This is a genomic window from Mesorhizobium sp. B2-4-3, assembly GCF_006442815.1.
Lineage (GTDB): Bacteria > Pseudomonadota > Alphaproteobacteria > Rhizobiales > Rhizobiaceae > Mesorhizobium.
This window is the reverse complement of record NZ_VFVL01000032.1, coordinates 38166-63197: the sequence shown is the minus strand read 5'-3', so window position 1 is coordinate 63197 and position 25032 is coordinate 38166. Positions and strand designations below refer to the sequence as shown.

Below are 25032 nucleotides of genomic sequence, written 5' to 3'. Positions count from 1 at the left end.
AGCTCTCTGCGTTGAAATACGCTTATTTTGGAAAATGATAGCGGAATTCACATCAAAAAGGCAGTTCTGAAGTGAATCAAGAAGCAAGCGACCTCGACGTGATCGACCGTAATCTTCTTCGGCTGCTGCAGGAGGACGGGCGTCGCACCACGCTTGATCTGGCGGCGCGTATCGGCCTGTCGCCGACCGGCACCAGCCTGCGGGTGAAGCGGCTGTTTCGGGAAGGCTATATCACCGCGGTCAGAGCCGTGCTCGATCCCGCCAAGATAGGCCGCGGCACGCTCGTCTTCATCGAGGTACGCCTCGATCATACGGCGCCTCATATCTTCGAACGCTTCGCCGAGGCGGTGACCAAGGCGCCTGAGGTGCTGGAATGCCATATGGTCGTGGGCGGCTTCGACTATCTGGTAAAGGCGCGTATCTCGGAAATGGCCGCCTATCAGGATTTCCTGACCCGGGTCATCCTGCCGTTGCCCGGAGTGAAGGAGACGCACACTTACGCCTCGATCGGCGAGGTGAAGCCGGATGCGCTGCTGCCGGTATGAACGGGCGCGGGATTACTCCAGGGCGGCTGAATCTAGGTCTTCAGGAACGCTGCTATCTCCTTGAACACGCTGACGAACATCTCCTGCGTCAGCACGCCCGTATTGGTGTTGTAGCGCGAGCAGTGATAGCTGGAAAACAGCGCGATGCCGCCGGCCCGCTGCCGGCCGCCATGGCGGAACGGAACGGCCGCGACACGCTCGCCCAATGCCCGCACCGTCGACTGGTGCGCGATCGAGCCCAGCGTCAGGATGGCGCTGAGATTGGGGAAGCGTGCGATGGTCGGCTTGAGAAAAGTCCGGCAGGTGGCGATCTCGGCGCCCACCGGCTTGTTCTCCGGCGGCACGCAGCGCACCGCATTGGTGATGGCCGTGCCGACAAGCTCGAGCCCGTCGTCCGGTCTTGCCTTGAACTCGCCGCGCGCCAGGCCATGCGCGATCATCGTGCCGTAGAGCAGGTCGCCGGCGTAGTCGCCGGTGAAGGGGCGTCCCGTGCGGTTGGCGCCGCGCAGACCGGGCGCCAGCCCGACGATCAGCAGCTTGACCGAACCTTCGCCTTCCGGAGGCAGGAAGGTCGGCACCGGCGCGTTGAACCAGCCGGGCTCGCGCTCGCGCCAGGCCGCGATGAAATCATGCAGCCGCGGGCAAAGCGGGCAGTCACGGCTGGGTTCGGGGGAGGGCGCGGCGATCAAGGCCGCCGCCCGTCAATAATCGTCCTCGTCGACCTCGGCGGGTTCCGGCCGGCGCGTGGGCCGCTCGGACGGGTCGCGGCCGACTTCGCTCTTCAGCGACACCAGGTCGATGAAATGATCGGCCTGGCGGCGCAGGTCGTCGGAGATCATCGGCGGCTGGGAAGCCATGGTCGAGATGATCGACACCTTGCGGCCGCGCCGCTGCAGCGCTTCGACCAGCGTGCGGAAGTCGCCGTCGCCGGAGAAGATGACATAGTGATCGACGACATCGGCGAGCTCCAGCGCATCGACGGTCAGCTCGATGTCCATGTTGCCCTTGATCTTGCGGCGGCCGGTCGAGTCGGTGAATTCCTTGGCCGGCTTCGTCACCACCTTGAAGCCGTTATAGTCGAGCCAGTCGATCAGCGGCCGGATCGATGAATATTCCTGATCCTCGACCAGCGCGGTGTAATAGTAAGCGCGCAGCAGGTAGCCGCGCTTCTGGAAGCTCGACAGGAGCTTGCGGTAGTCGATGTCGAAGCCCAGCGCCCGGGACGTGGCATAGAGATTGGCGCCGTCGATGAAAAGAGCGATCTTTTCACGGGGATCGAACATTGAAAAACATTCCTTTCGAAAATTTCTGTCGTCTAAAAGCGTTTGACGAATAGGTCCGACAAATGGGCGCCGGTGCCGTCATATCCGAGATAACGCGCAATTTGTGGATATCCAAGGGCAGGCCCTGCATTGCAAGCAATTGTGATCGCCACTATGTAGGCAGCTTCATGGCGTAGCGCGGTGATGAGCCGGCAACGGCCCGCAAAGCAGACGTCGCCGCCATAAAGCTTGTATTTCGGCCGCGCCCGCGTTATGGAGCGCGCCAGCTTTCCATCAAATCCATCGCATGAAAGGGGCAGTCCATGGCCCGCGTAACCGTTGAAGATTGCATCGACAAGGTCGACAACCGTTTTGAACTCGTGCTGCTTGCCGGCCACCGCGCCCGCCAGATCAGCCAGGGCGCGCAGATCACCGTTCCGCGCGACAATGACAAGAACCCTGTCATCGCGCTGCGCGAGATCGCCGACGAGACGCTGTCGCCCGACGACCTCAAGGAAGACCTGATCCACTCGCTGCAGAAGCATGTCGAGGTCGACGAGCCGGAAGCCGAGGGCGAGGCGATCACCGACGAGACCGGCGCGACCGTCGCTGCTGCCGACGCCGACGACGCCGAGGAGAACGTTACTTTCGACCGCATGAGCGAGGAAGACTTGCTCGCCGGCATCGAAGGTCTGGTGCCGCCCGAAAAGAGCGACGACTACTAAGAGCTTTTGTCCGGGTTGGATCAACCATCCAGGACTTCCGTATCTTAAGTTTCGTGGCTATCTATGAGGTGCGTCGCACGCCAGTGCGGCGCATCAATCATTTCAGCACCGCGAGATCCCGCCCATGATGCGTCAGTATGAGCTTGTCGAGCGCGTCCAGCGCTACAAGCCTGACGTCAACGAGGCGCTGCTCAACAAGGCTTACGTCTATGCCATGCAGAAGCATGGCCACCAGAAACGCGCCTCCGGCGATCCCTATTTCTCGCATCCGCTCGAAGTCGCCGCCATCCTCACCGACATGCATATGGACGAGGCGACCATTGCGGTTGCCCTGCTGCATGACACGATCGAGGATACGACCGCGACCCGCGCCGAGATCGACGAGCTCTTCGGTCCGGAAATGGGCAAGCTGGTCGAAGGCCTCACCAAGCTCAAGAAGCTCGACCTGGTCTCGAAGAAGGCCGAGCAGGCGGAGAATTTGCGCAAGCTCCTGCTCGCGATCTCCGAGGATATTCGCGTTCTTCTGGTCAAGCTCGCCGACCGCCTGCACAACATGCGCACGCTCGACCATATGCCCGAGTCCAAGCGCCTGCGCATCGCCGAGGAGACGATGGACATCTATGCGCCCTTGGCCGGGCGCATGGGCATGCAAGGCATGCGCGAGGAACTGGAAGAAATCGCCTTCCGCTACATCAATCCGGAGGCCTATCGCGCCGTTACCGCAAGGCTCGCCGAGATTTTCGAGCGCAACAAGGGCGTCCTGCAGGAGATCGAGACGGCGCTGTCGGGCCTGTTCGATAAGCACGCCATCAAGGCGAGCGTGAAGAGCCGGCAGAAGAAGCCGTGGTCGGTGTTCCGCAAGATGGAGGCCAAGGCGCTCTCCTTCGAGCAGCTCTCCGACATTTTCGGGTTCCGCGTCGTGGTCGATTCCGTCGATGACTGCTACCGCGCGCTTGGCGCCATCCACACCACCTGGTCGATGGTGCCCGGCCGCTTCAAGGACTACATCTCGACGCCCAAGCAGAACGACTACCGTTCCATCCACACCACCATCGTCGGCCCGTCGCGCCAGCGCGTCGAATTGCAGATCCGCACCAGGGAGATGAACAAGATCGCCGAATATGGCGTCGCCGCGCATTCGATCTACAAGGACAGCGGCGGCAAGACGAACGGCGCCGGCCACGCGATCTCCAGGGAGACCAACGCCTATGCCTGGCTGCGGCGCACCATCGAGCAACTGGCCGAAGGCGACAATCCGGAGGATTTCCTCGAAAACACCAAGCTGGAACTGTTCCAGGACCAGGTGTTCTGCTTCACGCCCAAGGGCATGCTGATCGCGCTGCCGCGCGGCGCCACCCCGATCGACTTCGCCTACGCCGTCCACACCGATGTCGGAGACACCTGCGTCGGCGCCAAAGTCAATGGCCGCATCATGCCGTTGATGACGGAACTGAAGAACGGCGACGAGGTCGAGATCATCCGCTCCAAGGCGCAGGTGCCGCCCGCCGCCTGGGAATCGGTCGTGGTCACCGGCAAGGCGCGGGCCGCCATCCGCCGCGCCACCAAGAATGCGATACGCAAGCAATATTCCGGCCTCGGCGCCCGCATCCTGGAACGCGCCTTCGAGCGCGCCGGCAAGACCTTCACCAAGGAGAGCCTGAAGCCGGTTCTGCACCGGCTGGCGCGCAAGGACATCGAGGACGTGCTGGCCTCGGTCGGCCGCGGCGAGCTGAGCTCCACCGATGTCATGAAAGCGGTCTTCCCCGACTATAAGGACGAGCGTGTCACCGTCGCGCCGCCCAAGCAGCGCGAGGAGGGCTGGTCGAAGATCCGCAACGCCGCCGGCATGCTGTTCCAGATGCCCGGCACGCGCGCCGCCAAGAAGGACAAGGACCAACAGCGCGACGGCGCGGTGCCGATCCGTGGCGTGCGCGGCGACCTGCCGGTGCGCTTCGCCCCGGAGGGTGCCGTGCCTGGCGACCGCATCGTCGGCATCATCCAGCCCGGAACCGGCATCACCATCTATCCGATCCAGTCGCCGGCGCTGCAGGCCTTCGACGACCAGCCCGAGCGCTGGATCGACGTGCGCTGGGATATCGACGAGCGCACCAAGGAACGTTTCCCGGCGCGCATCTCGGTCACCGCCATCAATGCGCCGGGTTCGTTGGCCGACATCGCCCAGGTGGTGGCGTCCAACGACGCCAACATCCACACGCTGTCGATGATACGCACGGCGCCCGATTTCACCGAGATGCTGATCGACCTCGAGGTCTGGGACCTGAAGCATCTCAACCGGCTGCTGTCGCAGCTCAAGGACAATTCGAGCGTCAGCGATGCGCGGCGGGTGAATGGATGAATAGTGAATAGTGAATAGTGAATAGTGAAAGAAGGCGCTCTCACTACCATTCACCATTCACCATTCACCATTCACCACTCGCCATGGATATGGAGCGAACAATGAACACCGACGAAGTGCTGGGCATTTTCCGTGAGGCCGGCGCCGTTCTCGAAGGTCATTTCATCCTGACGTCCGGCCTGCGCAGTCCGGTCTTCCTGCAGAAGGCGCGGGTCTTCATGCATGCCGACAAGACCGAGCGCCTGTGCAAGGCGCTGGCCGAGAAAATCCGGAAAGCGGTGGCGGGCAGGATCGACTATGTCGTCGGCCCGGCGATCGGCGGCCTGATCCCGGCCTATGAGACCTCGCGTCATCTCGGCGCGCCGGCGATCTGGGTCGAGCGGGAAGGAGGCGAGTTCCGGCTCCGCCGCTTCGAGATTGCCGAAGGCTCGCGCGTCGTCATCGTCGAGGACATCGTCACCACGGGCCTGTCGATCCGCGAGACCATCGATTGCCTGCGCGAGATCGGCGCGGAAGTGGTGGCGGCCGCCTGCATCATCGACCGCTCGGCCGGTAAGACCGATGTCGGCGTGCCGCTGATCGCGCTTGCCGAATACGAGGTGCCGGCCTATCCCGCCGACCGCCTGCCGCCGGAACTCGCCGCCATTCCCGCCGTTAAGCCGGGAAGCCGCAACATCTGACATCGCAATGTATGAAAACAAGCACTTGAGCGCATCGCTTGAATCTCTTTCCCGGAGACGCGCGCCGAGGCGGCAATGATCGCCGGCATCGACCATTTCGTGCTGACGGTCCGCTCGCTGGAAGCGACCTGCGATTTCTACCAGCGGGTGCTCGGCATGCGGCGCCTGGATGAACCGAACCGGCCGACCGCGCTTCTGTTCGGCGCGCAGAAAATCAACCTGCACGAAGTCGGCCGCACGTTCGAGCCGAAGGCGAAGGCGCCGACGTCGGGTTCCGGCGATTTCTGCCTCGTGGCGGCAGTGCCGCTTGCCGAGATCCAGGCCAGCCTGGAAGCCAATGGCGTGGCGATCGAAGTCGGCCCGGTCTTACGCACCGGCGCGCGCGGCCCGATGATGTCGGTCTATTTCCGCGATCCAGACGATAATCTGGTCGAGGTCAGCGAGTATCGGCTCACCTGAGATCGAGCCGCATGGCGCAGCGCTGGTCCAAAGCCATGCCGTGATCGGCCTCGTCGCTGAGCAGATCGGCCAGCCGTCTGTCGACCTCGGCGCCTTCCAGGATGCGAAATCCGCACCGCTGATAGAAGGGCGCGTTCCAGGGGACGGCGCGAAACGTGGTCAGCGTCACCCCTGCCAGTCCGCGCCGCCCGGCGTCCGCGACCGCCCGTTCGAGCAGGGCGCGGCCGATGCCCTGGCCCTGTCGGTCGAGGCGCACGTCCAACTCCCAGATATGCAGCGCATCGGCCTCGATCCCGGCGCTCAGGAAGCCGACTGGCCGGTCTTTCTCGTCGGCAATCCAGCATGCGCCCGCAGCGATCAGCGCGCGGTGCCGCTCGACGCTGACATTGTCGCCGTCGGCGAGCCACGCCAGCTCCGCGATGGCGCGGAACGCTTCCCCGGCCGATTGTTCGATAGCCGGCAATGCCTTGGCGTCCGCGGCCCGCGCCGGTCGAATGGTGATCATCGGCTCCGTATCCCGGTTGTTTTCCTCAGTTTCGCCAGAATGACGCTGTTGTTACAGCCTGCGGCAGACCATCGCGGCGGCGTTCGTTGTTGCGCGGCCCGGTCGTCGCTATATCAAAGCTTGTTGCCTTTCTGCGCCATCGAAGCGCAAGATATGTCGGCGCGACCCGGTGGGCAGGGGCAGCGCGTGTTGGACCGGGAACTGGAACAGAGTGCTTTTTCGACGCCGAGAGCCTGATGGCCTCCTGGAACAGGTGCGTACTTATCTTTGGCCGCGCCGCTCGTTCTCGCGTTCCGTGCAGTATTTCTCCAAACGCATCCTGCGGCTGAAGGCGACGCCGCATTCCGTCGCCGCCGGCGTCGCCGCGGGCGTTTTCGCCTCCTTCTTCCCGCTTGGCTTCCATTTCATCGTCGCCGCCGTTTTGTGCTGGATCATCGCCGGCAATCTCGTCGCGGCAGCACTTGGCGCCGTGTTCTTCGGCAATCCGCTGACCTTCCCGCTTTTGTGGGGCGCGTCGTGGGAGACCGGCAAACTGCTCCTGCATGAGCACCTGCCGAAGCACGGCCCGCCCGAGCATCTGGGCGAAATGATGCACAAGCTCTCCTTCGCGAAGCTCTGGCATCCCGTTCTTGAGCCGATGCTGATCGGCGCGGTGCCGCTCGGCCTCGTCTTCGGGCTCGTGTTCTACGCCATCACCCGCTGGGGCATGACCGTGTTTCGCGAGCAGCGCAGGAAGCGCATGGCCGAGCGCGCCGAGAAGAAATCGCGGCAGGGCGGACGGGAAGTGCCGGCGGAATGATCATCGGCATCGGCAGCGACCTGATCGACATCAGACGCATCGAAAAATCGCTGGAGCGGCATGGCCGGCGCTTCGTCCAGCGCATCTATACCGAGGTCGAGCAGGCCAAGTCGGAAAAGCGTGCCGCCCGCGCTGCTTCCTATGCCAAGCGCTTCGCCGCCAAGGAGGCCTGCGCCAAGGCGTTGGGCACCGGCATGGCCGAGGGCGTGTTCTGGCGCGACATGGGCGTGGTCAACCTGCCGAGCGGCGCGCCTACCATGGCGCTGACCGGCGGCGCCGCGGCCAGGCTGGAGAAAATCCTGCCGAAAGGCCATCGCGCGCTGATCCATCTCACCATCACCGACGATTTTCCGCTTGCTCAAGCCTTTGTGATCATCGAGGCGGTGCCCGCCGAACAAGCGCCACATTGATTCCATCTGACCACGAGCGGCATGACGTTGCCCAGCGCCCGCCGAGACTCTATACCAACATCGCACAATCGAGGACGACATGAGCGTGGCTGAAAAATCGCAGAAGAAATCCGGCGGGCTTGGTGAGACCTTTTCCGTCATCATCCAGGCTCTGTTGCTCGCGCTCGTCATCCGCACGCTGCTCTTCCAGCCTTTCTCCATTCCGTCCGGCTCTATGCGGCCGACGCTGCTCGAAGGCGACTATCTCTTCGTCACCAAATGGGCCTATGGCTATTCGCGTTACTCGTTGCCCTTCGGTCCCGATCTCTTCTCGGGTCGCATCTGGGGTTCCGAGCCCAAGCGCGGCGACGTGGTGGTGTTCAAGTTCCCGCCGGATCCGTCGGTCGACTACATCAAGCGCGTCGTCGGTCTGCCCGGCGACAAGATCCAGGTGAAGGACGGCCAGCTTTTCATCAATGACGTCGGCGTGCCGCGCGTGAAGACCGGCCAGATCGACAACCCCGATGTCACCGAGGAAAACCGGCCGATCGATGTCTACCGCGAAACGCTGCCGAACGGCGTCAGTTACGACACGCTCGACATCAATTCCGATTCGATCGGCGACAACACGCGCGAATTCGTCGTGCCGGCCGGGCACTATTTCATGATGGGCGACAATCGCGACAATTCCTCCGACAGCCGCTTCGCCGTCGGCTTTGTGCCGGCCGAGAACCTTGTCGGCCGCGCCAACCTCATCTTCTTCTCGATCGCCGGCAAGGCGAGCCCGCTCGAGATCTGGAAGTGGCCGTCGCTGATGCGCGCCGGGCGCCTGTTCCATTTCGTCCACTAGAGCGATGGCGGCCAGCAAGCGTTTGACCGCCGATGCCCTCGCCGAAGCGCTTGTCGAGCGCACCGGCCATGTCTTCGCCGACCGCCAGCGCCTGCAGCGGGCGCTGACCCATGCCAGCGCCCGGTCGACCCATGCCGGCGTCGACTATGAGCGTTTCGAATTCCTGGGCGACCGCGTTCTTGGCCTTGTCGTGGCCGACATGCTGCTCGCCTCCTTTCCCGATGCCGCCGAAGGCGAGCTTTCGCTGCGTCTCAACGCGCTGGTCAATGCCGAGGCGCTCTCGGAAATCTCCGAACAGATCGGCCTGCCGGAACTGGTGCGCGCCGGTTCCGATGTGCGTAATCTCGAGGGACGCAAGCGCACCAATCTGCGCGCCGATGCGCTGGAATCGCTGATCGCCGTGCTCTATCTCGACGGCGGGATGGACGCGGCGCGCGCGTTCATCCACCGCTACTGGCAGCCCCGCTCGCAGGCGATGGGCGCCGCCCGCCGTGACGCCAAGACCGAATTGCAGGAATGGGCGCATCAGGCGGCGGCCGGCGCCGTGCCGGCCTACCATATCGACGGCCGTGACGGACCGGACCACGACCCGGTGTTCACGGTCAGCGTAAAAGTCGGCTCTTTCGCGCCCGCCGTCGGCAGCGGCCGCTCCAAGCGCGAGGCCGAGCAGGCCGCGGCGGCTACTCTTTTGCTGCGCGAAGGGGTATGGAGCGCCGCATGACAGAAACGGAAACCACTCACGACCCCGCGACCCGCTCCGGTTTCGTAGCGCTGATCGGCGCGCCCAATGCCGGCAAGTCGACGCTGGTCAACCAGCTTGTCGGCGCCAAGGTGTCGATCGTCACCCACAAGGTGCAGACCACCCGCGCCATCGTGCGCGGCATCGCCACGCATGACAACGCGCAGATCGTCTTCGTCGACACGCCGGGCATCTTCAAGCCGAAGCGGCGGCTGGACACGGCGATGGTGACCACCGCCTGGGGCGGCGCCAAGGATGCCGATATCGTGGTGCTGCTGATCGACGCCGAGCGCGGCATCAGGGGCGATGCCGATGCCATCCTCGACCGGCTGAAGGACGTCAGGCAGCCGATGCTTCTGGTTCTCAACAAGGTCGACCGCGTCAAGCCGGAAACGCTTCTTGCGCTGGCCGCGACCGCGAACGAACGCGTGCCGTTCAAGCGCACCTTCATGGTCTCCGCGCTGACCGGCTCCGGCTGCAAGGACCTGCTCGACTATCTCGCCGAGACGCTTCCCTTGGGCCCCTGGTACTATCCGGAAGACCAGATCTCGGACCTGCCGATGCGCCAGCTCGCGGCCGAGATTACGCGCGAGAAGCTTTATCTCAGGCTCCATCAGGAGCTTCCCTATTCCTCGCATATCGAAACCGAGAAATGGGAAGAGAAGAAGGACGGCTCGGTGCGCATCGAGCAGGTCATCTATGTCGAACGCGACAGCCAGAAGAAGATCGTGCTCGGCCACAAGGGCGAGACGATCCGCGCCATTGGCCAGGCCGCGCGGATGGAAATCGCCGGCATCCTCGAGCAGAAGGTGCATCTCTTCCTGTTCGTGAAGGTGCGCGAGAATTGGGGCGATGACCCCGAGCGCTACCGCGAGATGGGGCTGGAGTTTCCCCATTAATGCTTGTCGCCCAAAAGCGCGAAGCGGCTTTGGGACGACGACATGATGATCCGCAACCGACCATCGATATCGATCTCGTGCGCCGGCTGGTCGATGCGCAGTTTCCGCAATGGCGGAATCTGCCGGTCAGCCCGGTCGCTTTCGGCGGCTGGGACAATCGCACCTTCCATCTCGGCGACGAGATGACGGTCAGGCTGCCGAGCGCGGCACCCTATTCGCTGCAGGTCGAGAAGGAGCATCGCTGGCTGCCGAGGCTCGCGCAGCTCCTGCCGTTGCCCATTCCAACGCCGCTCGCCATGGGCGAGCCGGCGGCGGGATATCCCTGGCATTGGTCCGTCTATCGCTGGATCGAGGGGGAGACGGCGAAGAATGCACGCATAGGCGATCTCGGTGCGTTTGCCGTGGCGCTCGCCGATTTCCTTGTCGCATTGAGGGGCATCGACCCGACGGACGGGCCCGCGCCCGGCCAGCACAATTTCCACCGCGGCGGGCCACTGAGCGTCTATGACGACGAGGCGAGGCAAGCCACCGCTGCGCTCGAAGGCCGGATCGACACCCAAGCCGCAACCGCCGTGTGGGACGCGGCACTCGCCGCCGCCTGGCAGGATCCCCCGGTCTGGTTCCATGGCGACGTCGCCTCGGGCAATCTTCTGGTCCAGGACGGCAGCTTGAGCGCCGTCATCGATTTCGGCACCTCCGGCGTCGGCGACCCGTCCTGCGACTTGGCGATCGCCTGGACGTTCTTCGAAGGCGAAAGCCGCCAGGCGTTCCGCACCCGCATCGACGTCGACGACGCCACTTGGGCGCGCGGCTGCGGCTGGACGCTGTGGAAGGCGCTGATCACCGTTGCTGGCCACGACGCCAACCAGGCCGAGGCCGAAAAATCTTGGCGGGTGATAGACGAAGTGCTCGCCGACCACCGGAAACGGCTCTAGGAACCCTCGGCTTGGCCGGGCGCGTCGTGCCCCTCATCAGGCGGACCGTCCTGGGTAACCCTGGTCTTGCGCCGGCGTTTGGCCGACTTGGTTGACGCGGCGCCGGCCGCCGCGGCGCGCCCGGCTTTCCCTCGGCCAGTTTTTCCCGTTGTCGGCCTTGGTCCGGGACGGCGCGGCTGGGCGCGCGGCGGCGGCGACTTGCCGGGCTTGTCTTCGCCGCCCATGTAGAACTGGACATGAGGGAAGGGGATCTCGATGCCGCGCTCGTCGAAAATCTCCTTGATGACCTCATTGTAGGCGCGACCCAGCGCGAAATGTTTCCCGGGCCTGGTCTTGATGCGGGCCCGAACCACGACGGCGGAGTCGGCGAATTCGGTCACGCCATGCATCTCGAGATTGCCAATGATGTCGCCCGCGAACCCGGCCTCCTTCAATTTCTCGAAGGCGTCCTGCATTGCCTGCTTCACCTCGGGTATGCTCGCGCCATAGTCCACGCCGATCGACGCGACATGATAGCTGAAGTTCTTCACGAAGTTCGTCACCGCCTCGACGGACGAGAACGGAATGAGATGGTAAGCGCCGTCGAGCGAGCGTAGCGACACAGAGCGGATCGTCAGCCGCTCAACGGTGCCGGTGACCCCTCCTGCCGTTACCACATCGCCCTCATTCATCGCGTTCTCGAACTGTATGAAGGCGCCGGTGATGATGTCCTGCACGAGTTTTTGCGCCCCGAAGCCGACAGCAAGGCCGACGACGCCGGCGCCGGCAAGCAATGGACCGATGTTTACGCCGAATTCGGACAGGACCAGCATGACAATGAGGACGCCAAGCGCAACCACGAAGGCGTTGCGGAACAGGGACAGAAGAGTCCGTTCTCGCGGCGACGGGACATGGCCGTAATTCGGATTGAGGCGATATTCCACCCACGACTGGACGGCGAGATAGATCAGGCCGCCAGCCACCAGTATGAGGATCGCGGAAACGATCGACACGGCGAAGCGCTGGCCGACTTCGCTCGACAGCCACCCGACAACGTTTGCCGCCCGCCAGAATTGGGCGATGACCAGCAACACAATCGCGGCAACCAGGACGCGAACCATCCTGAGCACATTGGGAACGAAGGCATTGAGGCGCCGCTCGAGCAACGGAAGCCGCTCGCTGACCTCGGTGGGTAGGCTTATCCCGGCTCCGGCGACCCGCGCGACGAGGGCTGTCAGCAACATACCTATGGCTATAGCGATGAGCGACTGGACGGTGGCCGTGAGGACGAACGGCATCGCCGTTGCAGGAGCCGCGAGCCACAAAACAAAGACGAGGACCAGGTAACCGATCGCCACCACATGCCAGATCCTGGCGAGACCGGCCAGGAACCTGCCCAGAATATCGGTTCGACGGGTCTCGCTGCGGCGCAGCAGCCATCGCCGCGCCGGCTCACGATTCTGCAGGATGACGATCAGTGCCAGCACGAGCGCCGCAAACATCACAACCACGCGGACCGCTTGCGCGGCGTCGTCCGAGACGTTGGCCGCAACGATCGGCGCGAGGAAGAACATCGTATAGCCGACCACGCTGACGAAGCGGCTCAGCCAGAAAAACCAGTATGCCGCCGTTGTATCGCTCAATGTCCAGATGCGCAGCGCCGACCATCTCGGGGCAAACAGCGTACGCCCAACGACCTTGATGAGCTCGATGGCCAGAAAGGCGTTCAGGAACAGCGCACGATTCATCTCCGCCTGGCCTGCCTGGTCGATAACGAATGCGGAGAGCGAGGACACCGAACCGATCGCCCAGGCCGCGAGCACGGTGAGCGCGTCGACCAGCGCGGACAATCCTATGAAGCCGAGCCGCTCGAACCGGCCCCTGCGTGTCGCTGCATTGGCGATAGTGCGCTGGAAGCGTCGAAAGGCAAGCCGTAACGCGAAGTAGACGGCGAAGGTAAGGACCACGACAAGGGCGCTGTTGCGTACAGCGTTCCAAAGGCTCTGCACATCCACCGAGACGCCCCCGGAAAAGACGCCGGCAATTCTCTCGACGAGGGAAGCGGTCGTCTTGATCAGGCCGGAAGCGCTCTCGGCCGCGTCCTTCGTATATGCAGCGACCTCCTGTGCAATCGTCGTCTCAGGCGCGGCCTCGGCGGACGCCTGGTGGTCTTCCGTTGCTGTGGCGCGCAGCTTGTCGATCAGGCGCTGCCGCGCCTGGTCATTTTCCAGGATGGTGATGAGCGCTTGGACATCCGCGCTCGGCTCGCCGGGCTTGGGACTCCCCTGCGCTGCCGGCTGGGCGAAACCTGGTGCCCCGCAGAGCAGCACAAACAGCAATAGACAAATTAGGGTTCGCATTGCTGGCCTTGGCGGATTTCTATCGATCAGGGCGCATGTTGTCGGCGCCGGCTCGGAAATTCTCGCAAAATCGCAGCTAGCCGCGTCTTCGCATCGATGCAGTTCATCTAGCGCGAACCTGCCGATGTGGAAGTCCATACCTTCGGTGTGGCGGAGCTTTCATCTCCTGTAGGGAATGACCCGTCCTCGGTGTCAGCTACGGCACACGCAAATCTTGATTTCGCCGCGCAACGGGTGAATAGCTCCCGCCATGGAATGGCGCGACGAGGGAATTGTTCTCGGCACCCGCAAGCATGGCGAAACCAGCGCCATCCTCGAGGTGATGACGCGTGCCCATGGCCGCCATCTCGGCCTGGTGCGGGGAGGGCGCTCGCGCAAGCAGCAGCCGGTGCTGCAGCCAGGCAACCGCGTCGACCTTCTGTGGCGGGCGCGGCTCGACGAGCATCTGGGCATCTTCCAGGCCGAGGCGATCGAGATGAACGCCGCGCGTTTGATGGACAGTGCGGTCGCCGTTTACGGCCTGCTGACCATGGCCGCGCATCTCAGGCTCCTGCCGGAACGGGACGCCCATGGCGGCCTCTACGAGGCGCTTGCCGTGATGATCTCGCATCTGGGCGATGCCGACGCGGCGGGCGAGCTGGTGGCGCGCTTCGAGCTGCTCATCCTCGATGAATTGGGCTTCGGCCTCGACCTCAGCCAATGCGCGGCGACCGGCACCAGGCAGGATCTCGCCTATGTCTCGCCGAAATCCGGACGCGCCGTGTCGCGCGAGGCCGGCGCGCCTTGGCACGACAAGATGCTGGCGCTGCCGGCCTTCCTGCAGCGCGGCTCCGGCCTGCGTGCCGATGCGGCGGCGCTTGAGGATGCGTTCCGGCTGAGCGGCTTCTTCTTCACCCGTCACGTCTACGAGCCGCGCGGCCTCGAGCCGCCCGACGCTCGCGCCGGCTTCCTGGCCGCGCTGCGCCGGCATCATGCGGCGGTGAAGGCGATTGCGGGCGAAGCAGGATAGCAAGGCACTTAGTCCGCGCCGCGTTTCTCAAAGAAATCGTCGAGCATGGCGCGCTGGCCTTTCAGGATCTTGAGCCCGGCTTCCGGCAATGAAAACCAGCCAGCCCGATCCACTTCCGGGAATTCCTTCATGCGTCCCGATTTTGGCGGCCATTCCATGGTGAACATGTTGCTCCTGACGGCATCCGCATCGATGTCGGCCTCGACGCTCCACGCGATGACGATCTTGCCGCCCGGCTGCTTGTAGCCGCCGAGCGGCTGGAAATCGCCGTCGACGGCGATGCCGAGCTCTTCTTCGGCTTCGCGTTTGGCGGCCTCCAGCTCATCCTCATTGTCGCCGATCAGTCCCTTCGGGATGGACCACGCGCCTTCGTCCTTTCGCGTCCAGAACGGCCCGCCCGGGTGGACGAGCAGGAATTCGAACACGCCGGCAATGCGCCTGTGGATCAGCAGGCCCGCGCTTTTCTGCGGCATCGGTCACCTCGTGGCATCTTCTTCGCCCGCGCGAGAATAGCACGAGTATTTCGCGGCCGAGGTCACCCAACCTCATCGGCAGAAGCGGCGGTGCCGGCGGTCTGACATTGGATAAACCGGCAAGTTGCTGGCAATCGGCGACGAAACATGCTCGATCTTGCCAGTCGGCAAGACGCTGATTTCGACCAGCCGTCTCATTGCCGCATTTGTTGGCCACGACTGGTCTGGTTTTGAGGGAAACCGCCATGTTTTTCAGCCTGATCGCCATTGCAGCCGTCATAGCTCTTTTCGTCATCGTTTCACGCCAGCAGAACCGCATCGCGCTGGTCGAGCGCGAACTCGGCGTCCTGCGCGGCCTGATGCAGTCGGGCGCTTCGCTGTCCGCGCCCAAGGCGGCGGACGCCACGCAGGAGGGTCTTCCCGAGGAGGCCAAGGCAGCCGTGGCGCCTGCCGCGCGGTCGGCGGACGGCGCGGCCGAAGAGATCGCCGCGAAGCCCGAGGCGGCCGAAGAGGAGGCAGCGGCAGGACCCTGGACGAAGGCCCAGGCGGCCGCGGCGCAATCCGCCGGGCCGTCCGAGCCGGCGCAACCTGTCTCCGCCACCGAGGCGCCCGGAGCAGAACCGCCCGCGCCCGCGAAGGCGGCGCGCCAAAGCGATGTCGAGACGGCGCTTGGCACGCGCTGGGCGGTCTGGGTCGGCGGCATCGCGCTGGCGCTGGGCGGCCTGTTCCTGATCCGCTACACCATCGAGGCCGGCATTTTCGGCCCCGGCGTGCGCCTGACCATGGCCGGCGTCCTCGGCCTGGTGCTGATTGGCGGCGCCGAATTCATCCGCCGCACCGGCTTCAAGGTGCCGGTGCAAGGCGCCGCCGGCGCCTATATCCCCGCGATCCTGACCGGGGCGGGCGCCTTCATCCTGTTCGGCACGGTCTACGCCGCGCACGGCATCTATGGCTTCATCGGTCCGGCGACGGCCTTCGTGCTGCTTGGCGCCATCGGCGTCGCGACCATTGGCGCATCGCTCCTGCATGGTCTGGCGCTGGCCGGCATCGGCCTCATCGGCGCCATGGTCACGCCCGCGTTGGTCGCCTCGGAAGCACCCAATCCCTGGGCGCTGTTCGTCTATCTGGCGATCGTGCTCGCCGCCACGGCGGCAATTGCCCGCATCCGCGACTGGAGGGTATTGGTTGCCGCCGCTTTCGCCGGCACCGGCATCTGGACTATTCTTTACATGGTCGACGCGCCGGACGTGAATCTTGCCGCCGTCCTGTTCATCAGCCTAGCTACGCTCGCCGTGCTGGCTTTCGTCTGGCTCGGCCTTTTCTTGGTTACTGGCCCCGACGATGCGGCGCGCGGCTTCGACTGGCCGTCGATCGTGCCCGGCTTCTTCATCGCCTTGAGCGCGCTTGGCCTGTCCGTCGATCCGGCCTTCGCCAGCGCTGGCGATGCCTTGCACGGGGCGATCCTGTTGGCCGCGCTGGTCGCGGTGGCGCTCTACCGGCCGCGCGCGCTGCCGCTGGTCTTCGCCGCCGGCATCGCCACAGTGCTGATTTATCTCGGCATCATCCCGCCCGCCACGATCGGCGCCAATGCGCTCGATGTCGGGCTGGACGCTCAGCCCTTGGCGTCGTCCGACACGCTGACTTTCCGCATCGGCATCGCGCTTGGCCTGATCTTCCTCGCGGCCGGTTTCTGGGCGGCACGCCGCTTTGCCGCCACCGCTTCGCTGCGCGCGGCCTGCTGGGCCGCCTGGGGCGTCATTGCTCCGCTGACGGTGCTCACCGCGCTGTGGCTTACCTTCGGCGATATCGACCGCGACCTCGGCTACGCGTTGCCGGCGTTGTTGCTGATGCTCGCCTTCGCCGCCGGCGGCGAATGGATCGCGCGGGCCGAGGAGCCGCCGTTGGCCGGCGGCCCGGCTGTGTCCTTCGCGCTTGGCGGCGCCGGCGTTGCCGGCCTGCTGATGCTGCACATGGCCTTCGGTTCGGGCTGGACGACGGTGCTGCTCGGCGCCGCCGCTGTCGTGCCGGCGCTGGCCACGCGCCGGCGCTCCTACCCCGTGCTGGGCTGGATCGCGGTCGGCGCGGCGGTCGCCGTCCTCGCCCGTGTCGCCTTCGACCCGACCATCGTCGGCGCGGCGTTTCTGTCCAGGACGCCGGTCTTCAACTGGCTGCTGCCTGGCTATGGCGTGCCGGCGCTCGCCTTCGGCTTCGCCGCCTGGCAGCTGGCCCGCACCACCAACGGCCGGCCGCGCCTTGCCATGGAGGCGGCCTCGGCGCTGTTCGCGCTGCTCACCATCGCCATGCTGGTGCGCCACGCCATGCATGGCGGCGTCATCGACACCGGCACCGTGACCCTTGCCGAACAGGCGATCTACACGCTGATCGCGCTCGGCGCCGGCGCCATGCTGGTCGCCATCGACATGCGCTCGCCAAGCTCGGTCCTGCGCTATGGCTCGATGGCCGCCGGCGTGATCTCGGCAGGCCTGATCGCCGTCCAGCATTTCGTGATGCTGAACCCGCTGCTGACGGACGAGTCGACCGGCACGATTCCGGTCTTCAATCTTCTGTTCCTCGCCTATCTGCTGCCGGCGATCGCTGCCGGCGCGCTGGCGCTCTATGTCCGCGACAAGCGCCCGCGATGGTATGCCGCGATGCTGGCGCTGATCGCCGCGCTGCTTGCCTTCGCCTATGCGACGCTCTCGGTACGCCGCCTGTTCAAGGGCGAGTTCATCGCCTTGTGGAGCGGGCTCGGCCAGCTCGAGACCTACACTTACTCGGCGCTCTGGCTGGTCATTGGCGTTGCGTTGCTCACCGCCGGCGTCTGGCTGAAATCGCAGGTGCTGCGCATCGCGTCGGCGGTGCTGATCGCGGTGGCGGTGGTGAAGGTCTTCCTCTTCGACATGTCGGAGCTGGAAGGCGTGCTGCGCGCGCTGTCCTTCATCGGCCTCGGCGCCGTGCTGATCGGGATAGGGCTGTTCTACCAGCGGCTGTTGACCAGGGCGAGGGACGCGTAGGGCTTCGACTTGTCTGGATATTCAAAATGGAATATATGAATATCCAATAGGAGATATTCATGCCGCTCTACATTCGCGATGACGAGGTCGATGCGCTGGCCGTAAAATTGCAGCGCGAGACCAATGCGACCAGCAAAACCGAGGCCGTGCGGACGGCGCTTTTGCACGAACTGGAACGCCATCGCGCCAGGGTGCCGCTGCGCGATCGAATCGTTAAGCTTCAGGCGGAGGCGAAGAAGATCGGTCTGCCCAATCCCGATTTCGACATGAAGAAATTCACCGATGAGATGTGGGAAGATTGATGTTTGTCGACGCTTCGGTGATCGTCGCCATTCTCAACCAGGAACCGGGCTGGGAAGAATTGTCCAAACAACTTTCCGGAGCTGTCGACTTCTACGTCTCCGCGATGGTCCGTTTTGAAGCGACGCAGGCACTGGCGCGAGCCGGTGCGGGGTCCCGCAAGCCGACCGCTGAAGCCCTCCTGAAGGCCCGCGATCTGGTAGACCAGCTGATTTTGGAAATTGGTGGAGAAAATGTGCCGATCGGCGACGAAATCGGCTCGCGCGCTATCGATGCAAGCGCGCGCTACGGCAAAGCCGTCGGTCATCAGGCCGATCTGAACCTGGGCGACTGTTTTGCCTATGCCTGTGCGAAAACTCTCGGTGTTTCGCTGCTCTATAAGGGTGGCGATTTCCTGCTGACGGATTTGGCATAATCTTAGCTTCGACAATCGGATGGCCGGCGCGTCGCTGTTACCTGCGGACAGTGCCTTGCAGACGGTGTTGTTCTGCTGCTTGCTTGCTTTTCGGCCGGATTCCTCGCCGGCCTTCGCCTGCCGCGTCCAAAGATAATAATATCGGAGCAGGTCGCCCGGCTTGCAGCGGGAATAAACCAGCCTCCGCCATCGTTATTCTCCTGCTTGGGTAACCGCAGCGGTTGGGCCGCTTCGCGCTGACTGCTTGCACCGCGCCGCGAAGGCGCGTTCTATCCGGATGGAAAGCGACCTCGAAACAAGCGGTCATGGACGACAAAAAGGCAGCGATCCTAAGCGAAATACCGCGGTTGCGGCGCTATGCGCGCTCGCTGCTGCGCGACCGCGATTCCGCCGACGACCTCGTCCAGGATTGCCTGGAACGGGCGCTTGTGCGGCTGGACAACTGGCAGACGGGAGAAAGCCCCCGGAGGTGGCTGTTTACGATCATGCATCACTTGTTCATCGACCAGATGCGCAAGGTCAACCGGCGCGGCGAGACGGCGATGCTGCCTCTCGAAGCCGGTGAAGCCCAAGCCGCACCCGCCGATCAGGTCGAGACCATCGCCTCGCGCGAGATCATGGATGCCTTGCAGGCGATCAGCCCCGATCGACGCGCGGCCCTGGTGATGGTCGCCATCGAGGGCTTTTCCTATGCCGAGGCCGCCAACATCCTCGGCGTGCCGGCCGGCACGCTGATGTCGCGCATTGCGCGCGGCCGCGAGGAATTGCGAGGATTGCTCGAGGACACATCGCGCCGCCGCTCGATAAGGATCGTTGAGAAATGACCCGCCACGATTTCTCCGAACGCGATATCCATATGGCCCTCGACGGCGAGCTGCCGGGCGAGGAGCGCATGGCTTATGACGCCTGGCTCGAAGCCAATCCCGAGATGAAGGCGAGGTCCGCACGCTACGTTGCCGACCGCGCCGCCATGCGCGCCGCCTTCGCGGGCGTGATCGACGAGCCGGTCCCGGCAAGGCTGCGGCAGGCATTGCTCGGCCAGGCGCCTGCAAAGGCATCGGCCTGGCGCTCGCGCTGGTGGCTCTCGGCCGCGGCTGCCGTTGTGCTCGCCGTCGGCGGCCTCGGCGGCTATGTCGCCGGCATCGACAGCGTCAGCCGTGGCGGAGACGGCGACGACCAGCTCGCCGAGCAGGCGATCGCCGCCCATGTCCTCTACGCCGCCGAGAAGCGCCATGCCGTCGAGGTCCCGGCGAGCGACAAGGACCATCTCCAGGCCTGGCTGTCGAACCGTGTCGGCCTGAAGCTGGTTGCGCCCGACTTGGCGGCAGAGGGCTTCGAGCTGGTCGGCGGCCGGCTGCTGCCTGCCGGTGGCCAAGGCAAGGCGGCGATGCTGCTCTACGAGGACGCCAAGGGCGAGCGCATCTCGCTCTTCGTCACCGCCGAATCGGCCGAGACGTCGAAGGGCACCTATACGGCCGAGGGGGGCGGACCGGAGGCGGTCTACTGGCTGGACAAGGGCTACGCCTGCGCCGTGGTCGGCTCGTTGCCGCCGGAGCGTTTGTCGGATGTCGCAAAGAGCGCCTACGGCCAGCTTCTGGCCGGCATATCGAGCTGAGCCGGCTGCGTTTTTCGGCGGCCGGCAGCCCTTTGAACGGCAATCCTGTTCAACGCTTTGCCCTTTCCTGCCGGGGCGGAAACTGTCACAATTCGGCCCTAATCAAGGAGCGATAGCGCATTGATCAATGCTGGCGCTTCGGCCAGTGTTCGCGACGCATCCACCGGGGCCGTTTTCTTAAACCCAATCGAGGTTCTCCCAAGCCCGCATGCCTGCCGAGATCCGCAAGGCCCGCGCGTCAGACGTCGATGACCTCGCCGCCATCGAGAAGGCCGTTTTTCCGGGCGACAGGCTCTCGCGCCGCTCTTTCCGCCAGTTCATCGAACGTGAAACCGCCGAGATGCTGGTGGCCGAGAACGAGGGCCGTGTCGCCGGCTATGCCGTGGTGCTGTTTCGCAAGGGCAGCGGCGTGGCGCGGCTCTATTCCATCGCCGTCGGCCCCTTCTTCGGCCGGCTCGGCATCGGTCGCCTTCTGTTGGCGGCCGCCGAGGAAGCGGCCTTCGAGCACGACCGGCTGCTGCTGCGCCTCGAAGTGCGCGAGGACAACGACCGCGCCATCCGTATCTACGAGCAGGCCGGCTATCGAAGACTGGGCCGCGAGCCCGACTATTACGAGGATGGCGCGACCGCGCTGCGCTACGAAAAGACGCTGCGCGGCGACACCCCGACCGCGACCAAGGTGCCGTTCTACCAGCAGACCTGCGAGTTCACCTGCGGCCCGTGCTGTCTGATGATGGCGATGGCCAATTTCGACCGTGGCTTCGTGCCCGACCCGGTCATGGAAATCCGCTTGTGGCGCGAGGCGACCACGGTCTTCATGATGTCAGGCCCTGGCGGCTGCGAGCCTTTCGGCCTGGCGGTCGCCGGCTACGAGAGTGGGCTCGCGGCCGAGATATTCGTCTCCTTCTACGGCGCGTTGTTCCTGCAGTCGGTGAGGAGCGAGGACAAGCGCCGGGTGATGGAGCTTGCCCAGGTCGATTTCCGCCGCCACGCCGAACTCTACGGTATTCCCGTCAATTACCGTCCGTTCGGCATCGGCGACATCCGTGACGCCCTTGCCGAGGGCAAGCTGGTTGTGGTCCTGATCAGCGGCTTCCTGATGTTCGGCAAGAAGGTGCCGCATTGGGTGCTGGCCATCGGCGACGATGGCGACCATATCCTGATCCACGACCCCTGGGTCGAGGATGAAAGGCAGGAAACGATCCTCGATGCCGCGAACATTCCGGTGCCCTACGACATTTTCATGAATATGGCGCAGTTCGGCCGCGACGGCTTGCGCGCAGCCATCACTCTGGGAAAACGCTGAAACAATGACCTGGGTTATCCTCACAGGCAGGCAGAACGACATCGATCAGGTGGCCACACCCCACAAGATCATCACCAACCGCGACTATCTCGCGCATCCGGCGCTGTTCCGCGGCCAGCGGCCGAAGGTGATCAACCTGTCGAACAACTACGGCTACCAGAGCCGCGGCTACTATGCCTCGCTGCTGGCCGGCTCGCGCGGTCACAGGGTGATCCCGACCGTCGAGACCATGATCGACCTCTCGGAGCGCAAGCTCTACGAGCACGCGCTGCCGGAACTCGAGCTTGCCCTGAACAAATGCCGCAAGGATCTCGGCGGGATTTTTCCGGCCAAGGTCGCGATCTTCTTCGGCATCGGTCCGTCGAAAGTGTGGGACCGGTTCGCCAAGCTGTTGTTCGACTGGTTCCGCGCGCCGGCGCTCGAGGTCCACATCAAGGACAGCGCCGAATGGGCCTCGATCCGCAAGATCGGCTTCCTGCCGCTTGCCCGCATGTCCGAGGATGAGGAAGAGTTCTTCCTGCAATGTCTGGACACCTATACCAACCGCGAATGGCGCGACACCAAGGGCCGCACGCCGGCGCGCTACACGTTCGCGACGCTGGTCGACCCGCATGAGGAACTGCCGCCGTCGGAGATTTCCTCGCTGCGCTATTGGGCGAGGATAGCCGAGAAGATGGGCGTCGAGGTCGAGCCGATCACCAGGAAGGATCTCGCCAAGCTCGCCAACTACGACGCGCTGTTCATCCGCGAGACCACGGCGATCTCCAACCACACCTACCGTTTCGCGCGCCGCGCCCAGCAGGAAGGCATGCCGGTGATCGACGATCCGCTGTCGATGATCCGCTGCACCAACAAGGTCTATCTCAACGAGCTGATGACCTACAACAAGGTGCCGGTGCCGCCGACGGTGATGATCGCCGGCACGTCCGATTTCGAGGTGGCGGCGCAGACGCTTGGGTTCCCCCTGGTGCTGAAGATACCGGATTCGTCTTTCTCGCGCGGCGTCAAGAAATGCGAGAACATGGCGGAGCTCACCAAGCTCGCGACGGAATGGCTGGACGATTCCGATCTCTTGATCGCGCAGAAATTCATCCCGACAGAATATGACTGGCGCGTCGGCGTGCTCGGCGGCCAGCCGCTGTTTGCCGTGCATTATCTGATGGCGAAGAAGCACTGGCAGATCGTCAACCACAAGGCCAGCGGCAAGCCCGACCAGGGCGGGATCAAGACGTTCACGCTGAAGCAGACGCCGCCGCATGTCGTCGAGACGGCGGTCAAGGCCGCAAAATGCATCGGCGATGGGCTCTACGGCGTCGACCTCAAGGAGACCAAGGACGGCGTCTTCGTCATAGAGGTCAACGACAATCCCAATCTCGACCATGGTTGGGAGGATTCGGGCGAGAAGGACGAGCTATGGGTGCGGCTGACGCAGTGGTTTCTGGAGCGCCTGGAGAGGCCGGACAAGTAGCGGCCGGAAAGGCGGAATTGGGGAATTGGGGAATTGGGGAATTGGGGAATTGAGGAAATGGGGAATTGAAGAACTGAAGAACTGAAGAATTGAGGAACTGGTAAACTGACGAGCCAGGCTGATGGCTTCTCTAATTTAAATGCTCCAGTTCTTCAGTTCTTCAATTCCCAGTTCCCCAATTCCTCTTCATTCAAACTGAGGGAACAAAATGCTGTTTTTCGTGATCGAGGATTTCCACGGCGCGGACCGCAAGGAGATCTACCGCCGCTTCCGCGACAAGGGCCGGCTGAAGCCTGACGAGCTCGTCGTGCATCACAGCTGGATCGCCGGCGACATGAGCCGCTGCTTCATGCTGGTGGAAGCCGAAGACGTCACGATCCTGCAGCGCTGGGCCATCGAGTGGAACGATCTCGTCGAGTTCGAGATCGTTCCGGTGGCCAGCAGCAAGGACATGGTAGCGGCATTGGCCGAGCATCTCTGAAGGCTGTCATATGCCTGCTTGTAAAAAGTGCACTGTCAACGAATTTGGGCCGCCATCCGAACACCTAGCAGCAAAGACATCCGTTCGATCGTCATTCTAGGGCGGAGCAAGGAGCGCAGCGACGCAGCGCAGACCCTAGAATCCATGCCGTTACGCTAAGGCATTGCTGCGGTTACAGAATTCTGCACCGTTGCGCCCGCGGCAGAGGTCACGGCATGGATACTCGGGTCAAGCCCGAGTATGACGAAGGGATGGGCGATACCGCTAACCTCGTAGGTTGGCGCTAACTCCGCGCCGCCGCTTCCGCGCAAGGAAGGAAGGGTGGCCATGGCAATCCGAAAAGATAAGTCTACCTTATCTATTTGGCAGAAATCCTCGTTTTTCGAAAGGTTTCTTTCTAGGTATCCTGGCCTCATGAACGCAATCGACCACGACGCAGCCATCGACCATCGCTCCGTGATAGCCTCGCTGACGAATGAGGAGCGCAGCCGGCTGACCGGCAAATCGGATGGGCCGGGCCTTGCCCAGTTCGCGCTCCATCTCGGCGCGATCATCCTCCTCGGCGCGCTGATTGCGGCCAAGGTGCCGTTCTGGCCGGTCCTGATGCTGCCGCAGGGCGTCCTGATCGTGTTCCTGTTCACGCTGCTGCATGAAACGGTGCACAGGACGGCGTTCGAAACGCAGTGGCTGAACGATATGGTAGCGCGCTTCTGCAGCCTGGCGATCGCGCTGCCGGCCGACTGGTTCCGCTATTTCCACTTCGCCCATCACCGCTTCACCCAGGACCCCGAGAACGATCCGGAACTGGCCTTTCCGAAGCCCGAGACGATGCGGCAATACATCGTCCACGTCTCCGGCCTTCCGGTATGGTGGGGCCATTTCAAGACGCTCTACACCAATGCGATGGGGCGCTGCCGCGACAGCTACGTGCCGCCAAAGGGCTTGCCGAAGGTGAAGGCCGAGGCGCGGGCGATGATCGCCTTCTATGTCGTCCTGCTGGCGCTTGCGGTCTGGTTCAAGGCATCGGTGCTGCTTTATGTCTGGATCGTGCCGGCGCTGCTCGGACAGCCGTTCCTCAGGCTCTATCTGCTGGCCGAGCACGGCCGCTGTCCCTTCGTCGCCAACATGCTTCAAAACACCCGCACGACGCTGACCAACTGGTTCGTGCGCAAGCTCGCCTGGAACATGCCTTACCATGCCGAGCACCACGCCTATCCCGGCGTGCCGTTCCACCAGCTGCCGCAATTCCACCGGCTGATCGAGCGGCACCTCAAGGTGGTCGAGCCCGGCTATCTGAGCTTCCACGAGAAATACATCGAGACGCTGCGCTAATGCATGTCGCCCAGAAGTGTGCAGCGGTTCTGGGACAACGACATGCAGCAAAACAATGACTTTAAAGCGCGTCGCCTGAGTCCGGTGCAGCGCGACGCGCTTTAGCGAGCGTTGATGTTCAGGTGATGCCGGCCCGA

At 63.9% G+C, this 25032-nt stretch carries 26 protein-coding genes; 21 read left to right on the top strand and 5 right to left on the bottom strand.

The window, feature by feature from the left end:
- The first annotated feature begins 71 nt into the window (after positions 1-71).
- Complete coding sequence (locus tag FJ956_RS24820) at positions 72-545, top strand: Lrp/AsnC ligand binding domain-containing protein (protein ID WP_140683053.1); 474 nt, start codon at positions 72-74, stop codon at positions 543-545.
- Positions 546-577: 32 nt separating this feature from the next.
- Here FJ956_RS24820 and FJ956_RS24815 read toward each other — a convergent pair whose 3' ends face one another.
- Positions 578-1231, bottom strand: a complete 654-nt coding sequence (locus FJ956_RS24815) for a uracil-DNA glycosylase (protein ID WP_140683082.1) — start codon at positions 1229-1231, stop codon at positions 578-580.
- Between the two features lie 15 nt (positions 1232-1246).
- Complete coding sequence (locus FJ956_RS24810; protein ID WP_140683050.1) at positions 1247-1828, bottom strand: NYN domain-containing protein; 582 nt, start codon at positions 1826-1828, stop codon at positions 1247-1249.
- 302 nt (positions 1829-2130) lie between these two features.
- Between FJ956_RS24810 and rpoZ the strand changes: the two genes are divergently transcribed.
- The 4 genes from rpoZ to FJ956_RS24790 all read left to right on the top strand — a co-directional run bounded on the left by rpoZ (position 2131) and on the right by FJ956_RS24790 (position 6027).
- Positions 2131-2532, top strand: coding sequence for a DNA-directed RNA polymerase subunit omega (gene rpoZ, locus FJ956_RS24805; protein WP_140683047.1), 402 nt, complete (start codon positions 2131-2133; stop codon positions 2530-2532).
- Positions 2533-2656: 124 nt separating this feature from the next.
- The gene (locus FJ956_RS24800; protein ID WP_140683044.1) at positions 2657-4888 is read left to right on the top strand and encodes a bifunctional (p)ppGpp synthetase/guanosine-3',5'-bis(diphosphate) 3'-pyrophosphohydrolase; all 2232 of its coding nucleotides are present in this window, start codon (positions 2657-2659) and stop codon (positions 4886-4888) included.
- 101 nt (positions 4889-4989) lie between these two features.
- Complete coding sequence (pyrE, locus tag FJ956_RS24795) at positions 4990-5568, top strand: orotate phosphoribosyltransferase (protein ID WP_140683041.1); 579 nt, start codon at positions 4990-4992, stop codon at positions 5566-5568.
- A gap of 75 nt (positions 5569-5643) precedes the next feature.
- Complete coding sequence (locus FJ956_RS24790) at positions 5644-6027, top strand: VOC family protein (protein ID WP_140683038.1); 384 nt, start codon at positions 5644-5646, stop codon at positions 6025-6027.
- Here the strand turns inward: FJ956_RS24790 and FJ956_RS24785 are convergent.
- Complete coding sequence (locus FJ956_RS24785) at positions 6020-6532, bottom strand: GNAT family N-acetyltransferase (RefSeq protein ID WP_140683035.1); 513 nt, start codon at positions 6530-6532, stop codon at positions 6020-6022. The genes FJ956_RS24790 and FJ956_RS24785 overlap by 8 nt on opposite strands.
- A 211-nt stretch (positions 6533-6743) precedes the next feature.
- On the opposite strand from FJ956_RS24785, the gene FJ956_RS24780 reads away from it, so the two are divergent.
- The 6 genes from FJ956_RS24780 to FJ956_RS24755 all read left to right on the top strand — a co-directional run bounded on the left by FJ956_RS24780 (position 6744) and on the right by FJ956_RS24755 (position 11143).
- Positions 6744-7331: a DUF2062 domain-containing protein gene (locus FJ956_RS24780; protein WP_140683032.1), complete on the top strand. Its 588-nt coding sequence runs from the start codon at positions 6744-6746 to the stop codon at positions 7329-7331.
- Positions 7328-7741: a holo-ACP synthase gene (gene acpS, locus FJ956_RS24775; RefSeq protein ID WP_140683029.1), complete on the top strand. Its 414-nt coding sequence runs from the start codon at positions 7328-7330 to the stop codon at positions 7739-7741. Before FJ956_RS24780 ends, acpS begins: the two co-directional genes overlap by 4 nt.
- Before the next feature lie 79 nt (positions 7742-7820).
- On the top strand, positions 7821-8570 hold the full coding sequence (gene lepB, locus FJ956_RS24770; RefSeq protein WP_140683026.1) for a signal peptidase I: 750 nt from the start codon (positions 7821-7823) through the stop codon (positions 8568-8570).
- A 4-nt stretch (positions 8571-8574) separates the two neighbouring features.
- A complete protein-coding gene (rnc, locus tag FJ956_RS24765; protein WP_095766935.1) occupies positions 8575-9291 on the top strand; it encodes a ribonuclease III in 717 nt (238 codons plus the stop codon).
- The gene (gene era, locus FJ956_RS24760) at positions 9276-10208 is read left to right on the top strand and encodes a GTPase Era (protein WP_140683023.1); all 933 of its coding nucleotides are present in this window, start codon (positions 9276-9278) and stop codon (positions 10206-10208) included. Before rnc ends, era begins: the two co-directional genes overlap by 16 nt.
- Complete coding sequence (locus FJ956_RS24755; RefSeq protein ID WP_140683020.1) at positions 10208-11143, top strand: aminoglycoside phosphotransferase family protein; 936 nt, start codon at positions 10208-10210, stop codon at positions 11141-11143. The genes era and FJ956_RS24755 overlap by 1 nt, the downstream gene beginning before the upstream one ends.
- On the opposite strand, the gene FJ956_RS24750 is transcribed toward FJ956_RS24755, so the two are convergent.
- Positions 11140-13452 carry a mechanosensitive ion channel domain-containing protein gene (locus tag FJ956_RS24750; RefSeq protein ID WP_246672207.1) on the bottom strand — a complete coding sequence of 771 codons (2313 nt, stop codon included), beginning with the start codon at positions 13450-13452 and terminating at the stop codon, positions 11140-11142. The two genes, FJ956_RS24755 and FJ956_RS24750, sit on opposite strands and share 4 nt — an antisense overlap.
- Before the next feature lie 280 nt (positions 13453-13732).
- On the opposite strand from FJ956_RS24750, the gene recO reads away from it, so the two are divergent.
- Positions 13733-14491: a DNA repair protein RecO gene (gene recO / locus FJ956_RS24745; protein ID WP_140683014.1), complete on the top strand. Its 759-nt coding sequence runs from the start codon at positions 13733-13735 to the stop codon at positions 14489-14491.
- Between the two features lie 8 nt (positions 14492-14499).
- Here recO and FJ956_RS24740 read toward each other — a convergent pair whose 3' ends face one another.
- Entirely contained in the window at positions 14500-14964 is a 465-nt protein-coding gene (locus FJ956_RS24740; protein ID WP_140683011.1) for an NUDIX domain-containing protein, read from the bottom strand.
- A 245-nt stretch (positions 14965-15209) separates the two neighbouring features.
- Here FJ956_RS24740 and FJ956_RS24735 point away from each other — a divergent pair, with 245 nt between their 5' ends.
- The 9 genes from FJ956_RS24735 (at position 15210) to FJ956_RS24695 (ending at position 24895) form a co-directional block, all read left to right on the top strand.
- Positions 15210-17978, top strand: a complete 2769-nt coding sequence (locus tag FJ956_RS24735; protein WP_140683008.1) for a DUF2339 domain-containing protein — start codon at positions 15210-15212, stop codon at positions 17976-17978.
- Between the two features lie 59 nt (positions 17979-18037).
- A complete protein-coding gene (locus FJ956_RS24730) occupies positions 18038-18280 on the top strand; it encodes a type II toxin-antitoxin system VapB family antitoxin (protein WP_140683005.1) in 243 nt (80 codons plus the stop codon).
- Complete coding sequence (locus FJ956_RS24725; protein ID WP_140683002.1) at positions 18280-18693, top strand: type II toxin-antitoxin system VapC family toxin; 414 nt, start codon at positions 18280-18282, stop codon at positions 18691-18693. Before FJ956_RS24730 ends, FJ956_RS24725 begins: the two co-directional genes overlap by 1 nt.
- A 305-nt stretch (positions 18694-18998) precedes the next feature.
- A complete protein-coding gene (locus FJ956_RS24720) occupies positions 18999-19517 on the top strand; it encodes an RNA polymerase sigma factor (protein ID WP_140682999.1) in 519 nt (172 codons plus the stop codon).
- On the top strand, positions 19514-20308 hold the full coding sequence (locus FJ956_RS24715; protein WP_140682996.1) for an anti-sigma factor: 795 nt from the start codon (positions 19514-19516) through the stop codon (positions 20306-20308). The genes FJ956_RS24720 and FJ956_RS24715 overlap by 4 nt, the downstream gene beginning before the upstream one ends.
- 208 nt (positions 20309-20516) lie before the next feature.
- The gene (locus tag FJ956_RS24710; protein ID WP_140682993.1) at positions 20517-21614 is read left to right on the top strand and encodes a GNAT family N-acetyltransferase/peptidase C39 family protein; all 1098 of its coding nucleotides are present in this window, start codon (positions 20517-20519) and stop codon (positions 21612-21614) included.
- A 4-nt stretch (positions 21615-21618) separates the two neighbouring features.
- Positions 21619-23082 (top strand): RimK family protein, encoded by a 1464-nt coding sequence (locus tag FJ956_RS24705; RefSeq protein WP_140682990.1) that lies wholly within the window; start codon positions 21619-21621, stop codon positions 23080-23082.
- Positions 23083-23290: 208 nt separating this feature from the next.
- Positions 23291-23563, top strand: a complete 273-nt coding sequence (locus tag FJ956_RS24700; protein ID WP_140682988.1) for a DUF3303 family protein — start codon at positions 23291-23293, stop codon at positions 23561-23563.
- Between the two features lie 441 nt (positions 23564-24004).
- A complete protein-coding gene (locus tag FJ956_RS24695) occupies positions 24005-24895 on the top strand; it encodes a fatty acid desaturase family protein (protein ID WP_140683079.1) in 891 nt (296 codons plus the stop codon).
- The last annotated feature ends 137 nt before the right edge of the window (positions 24896-25032 follow it).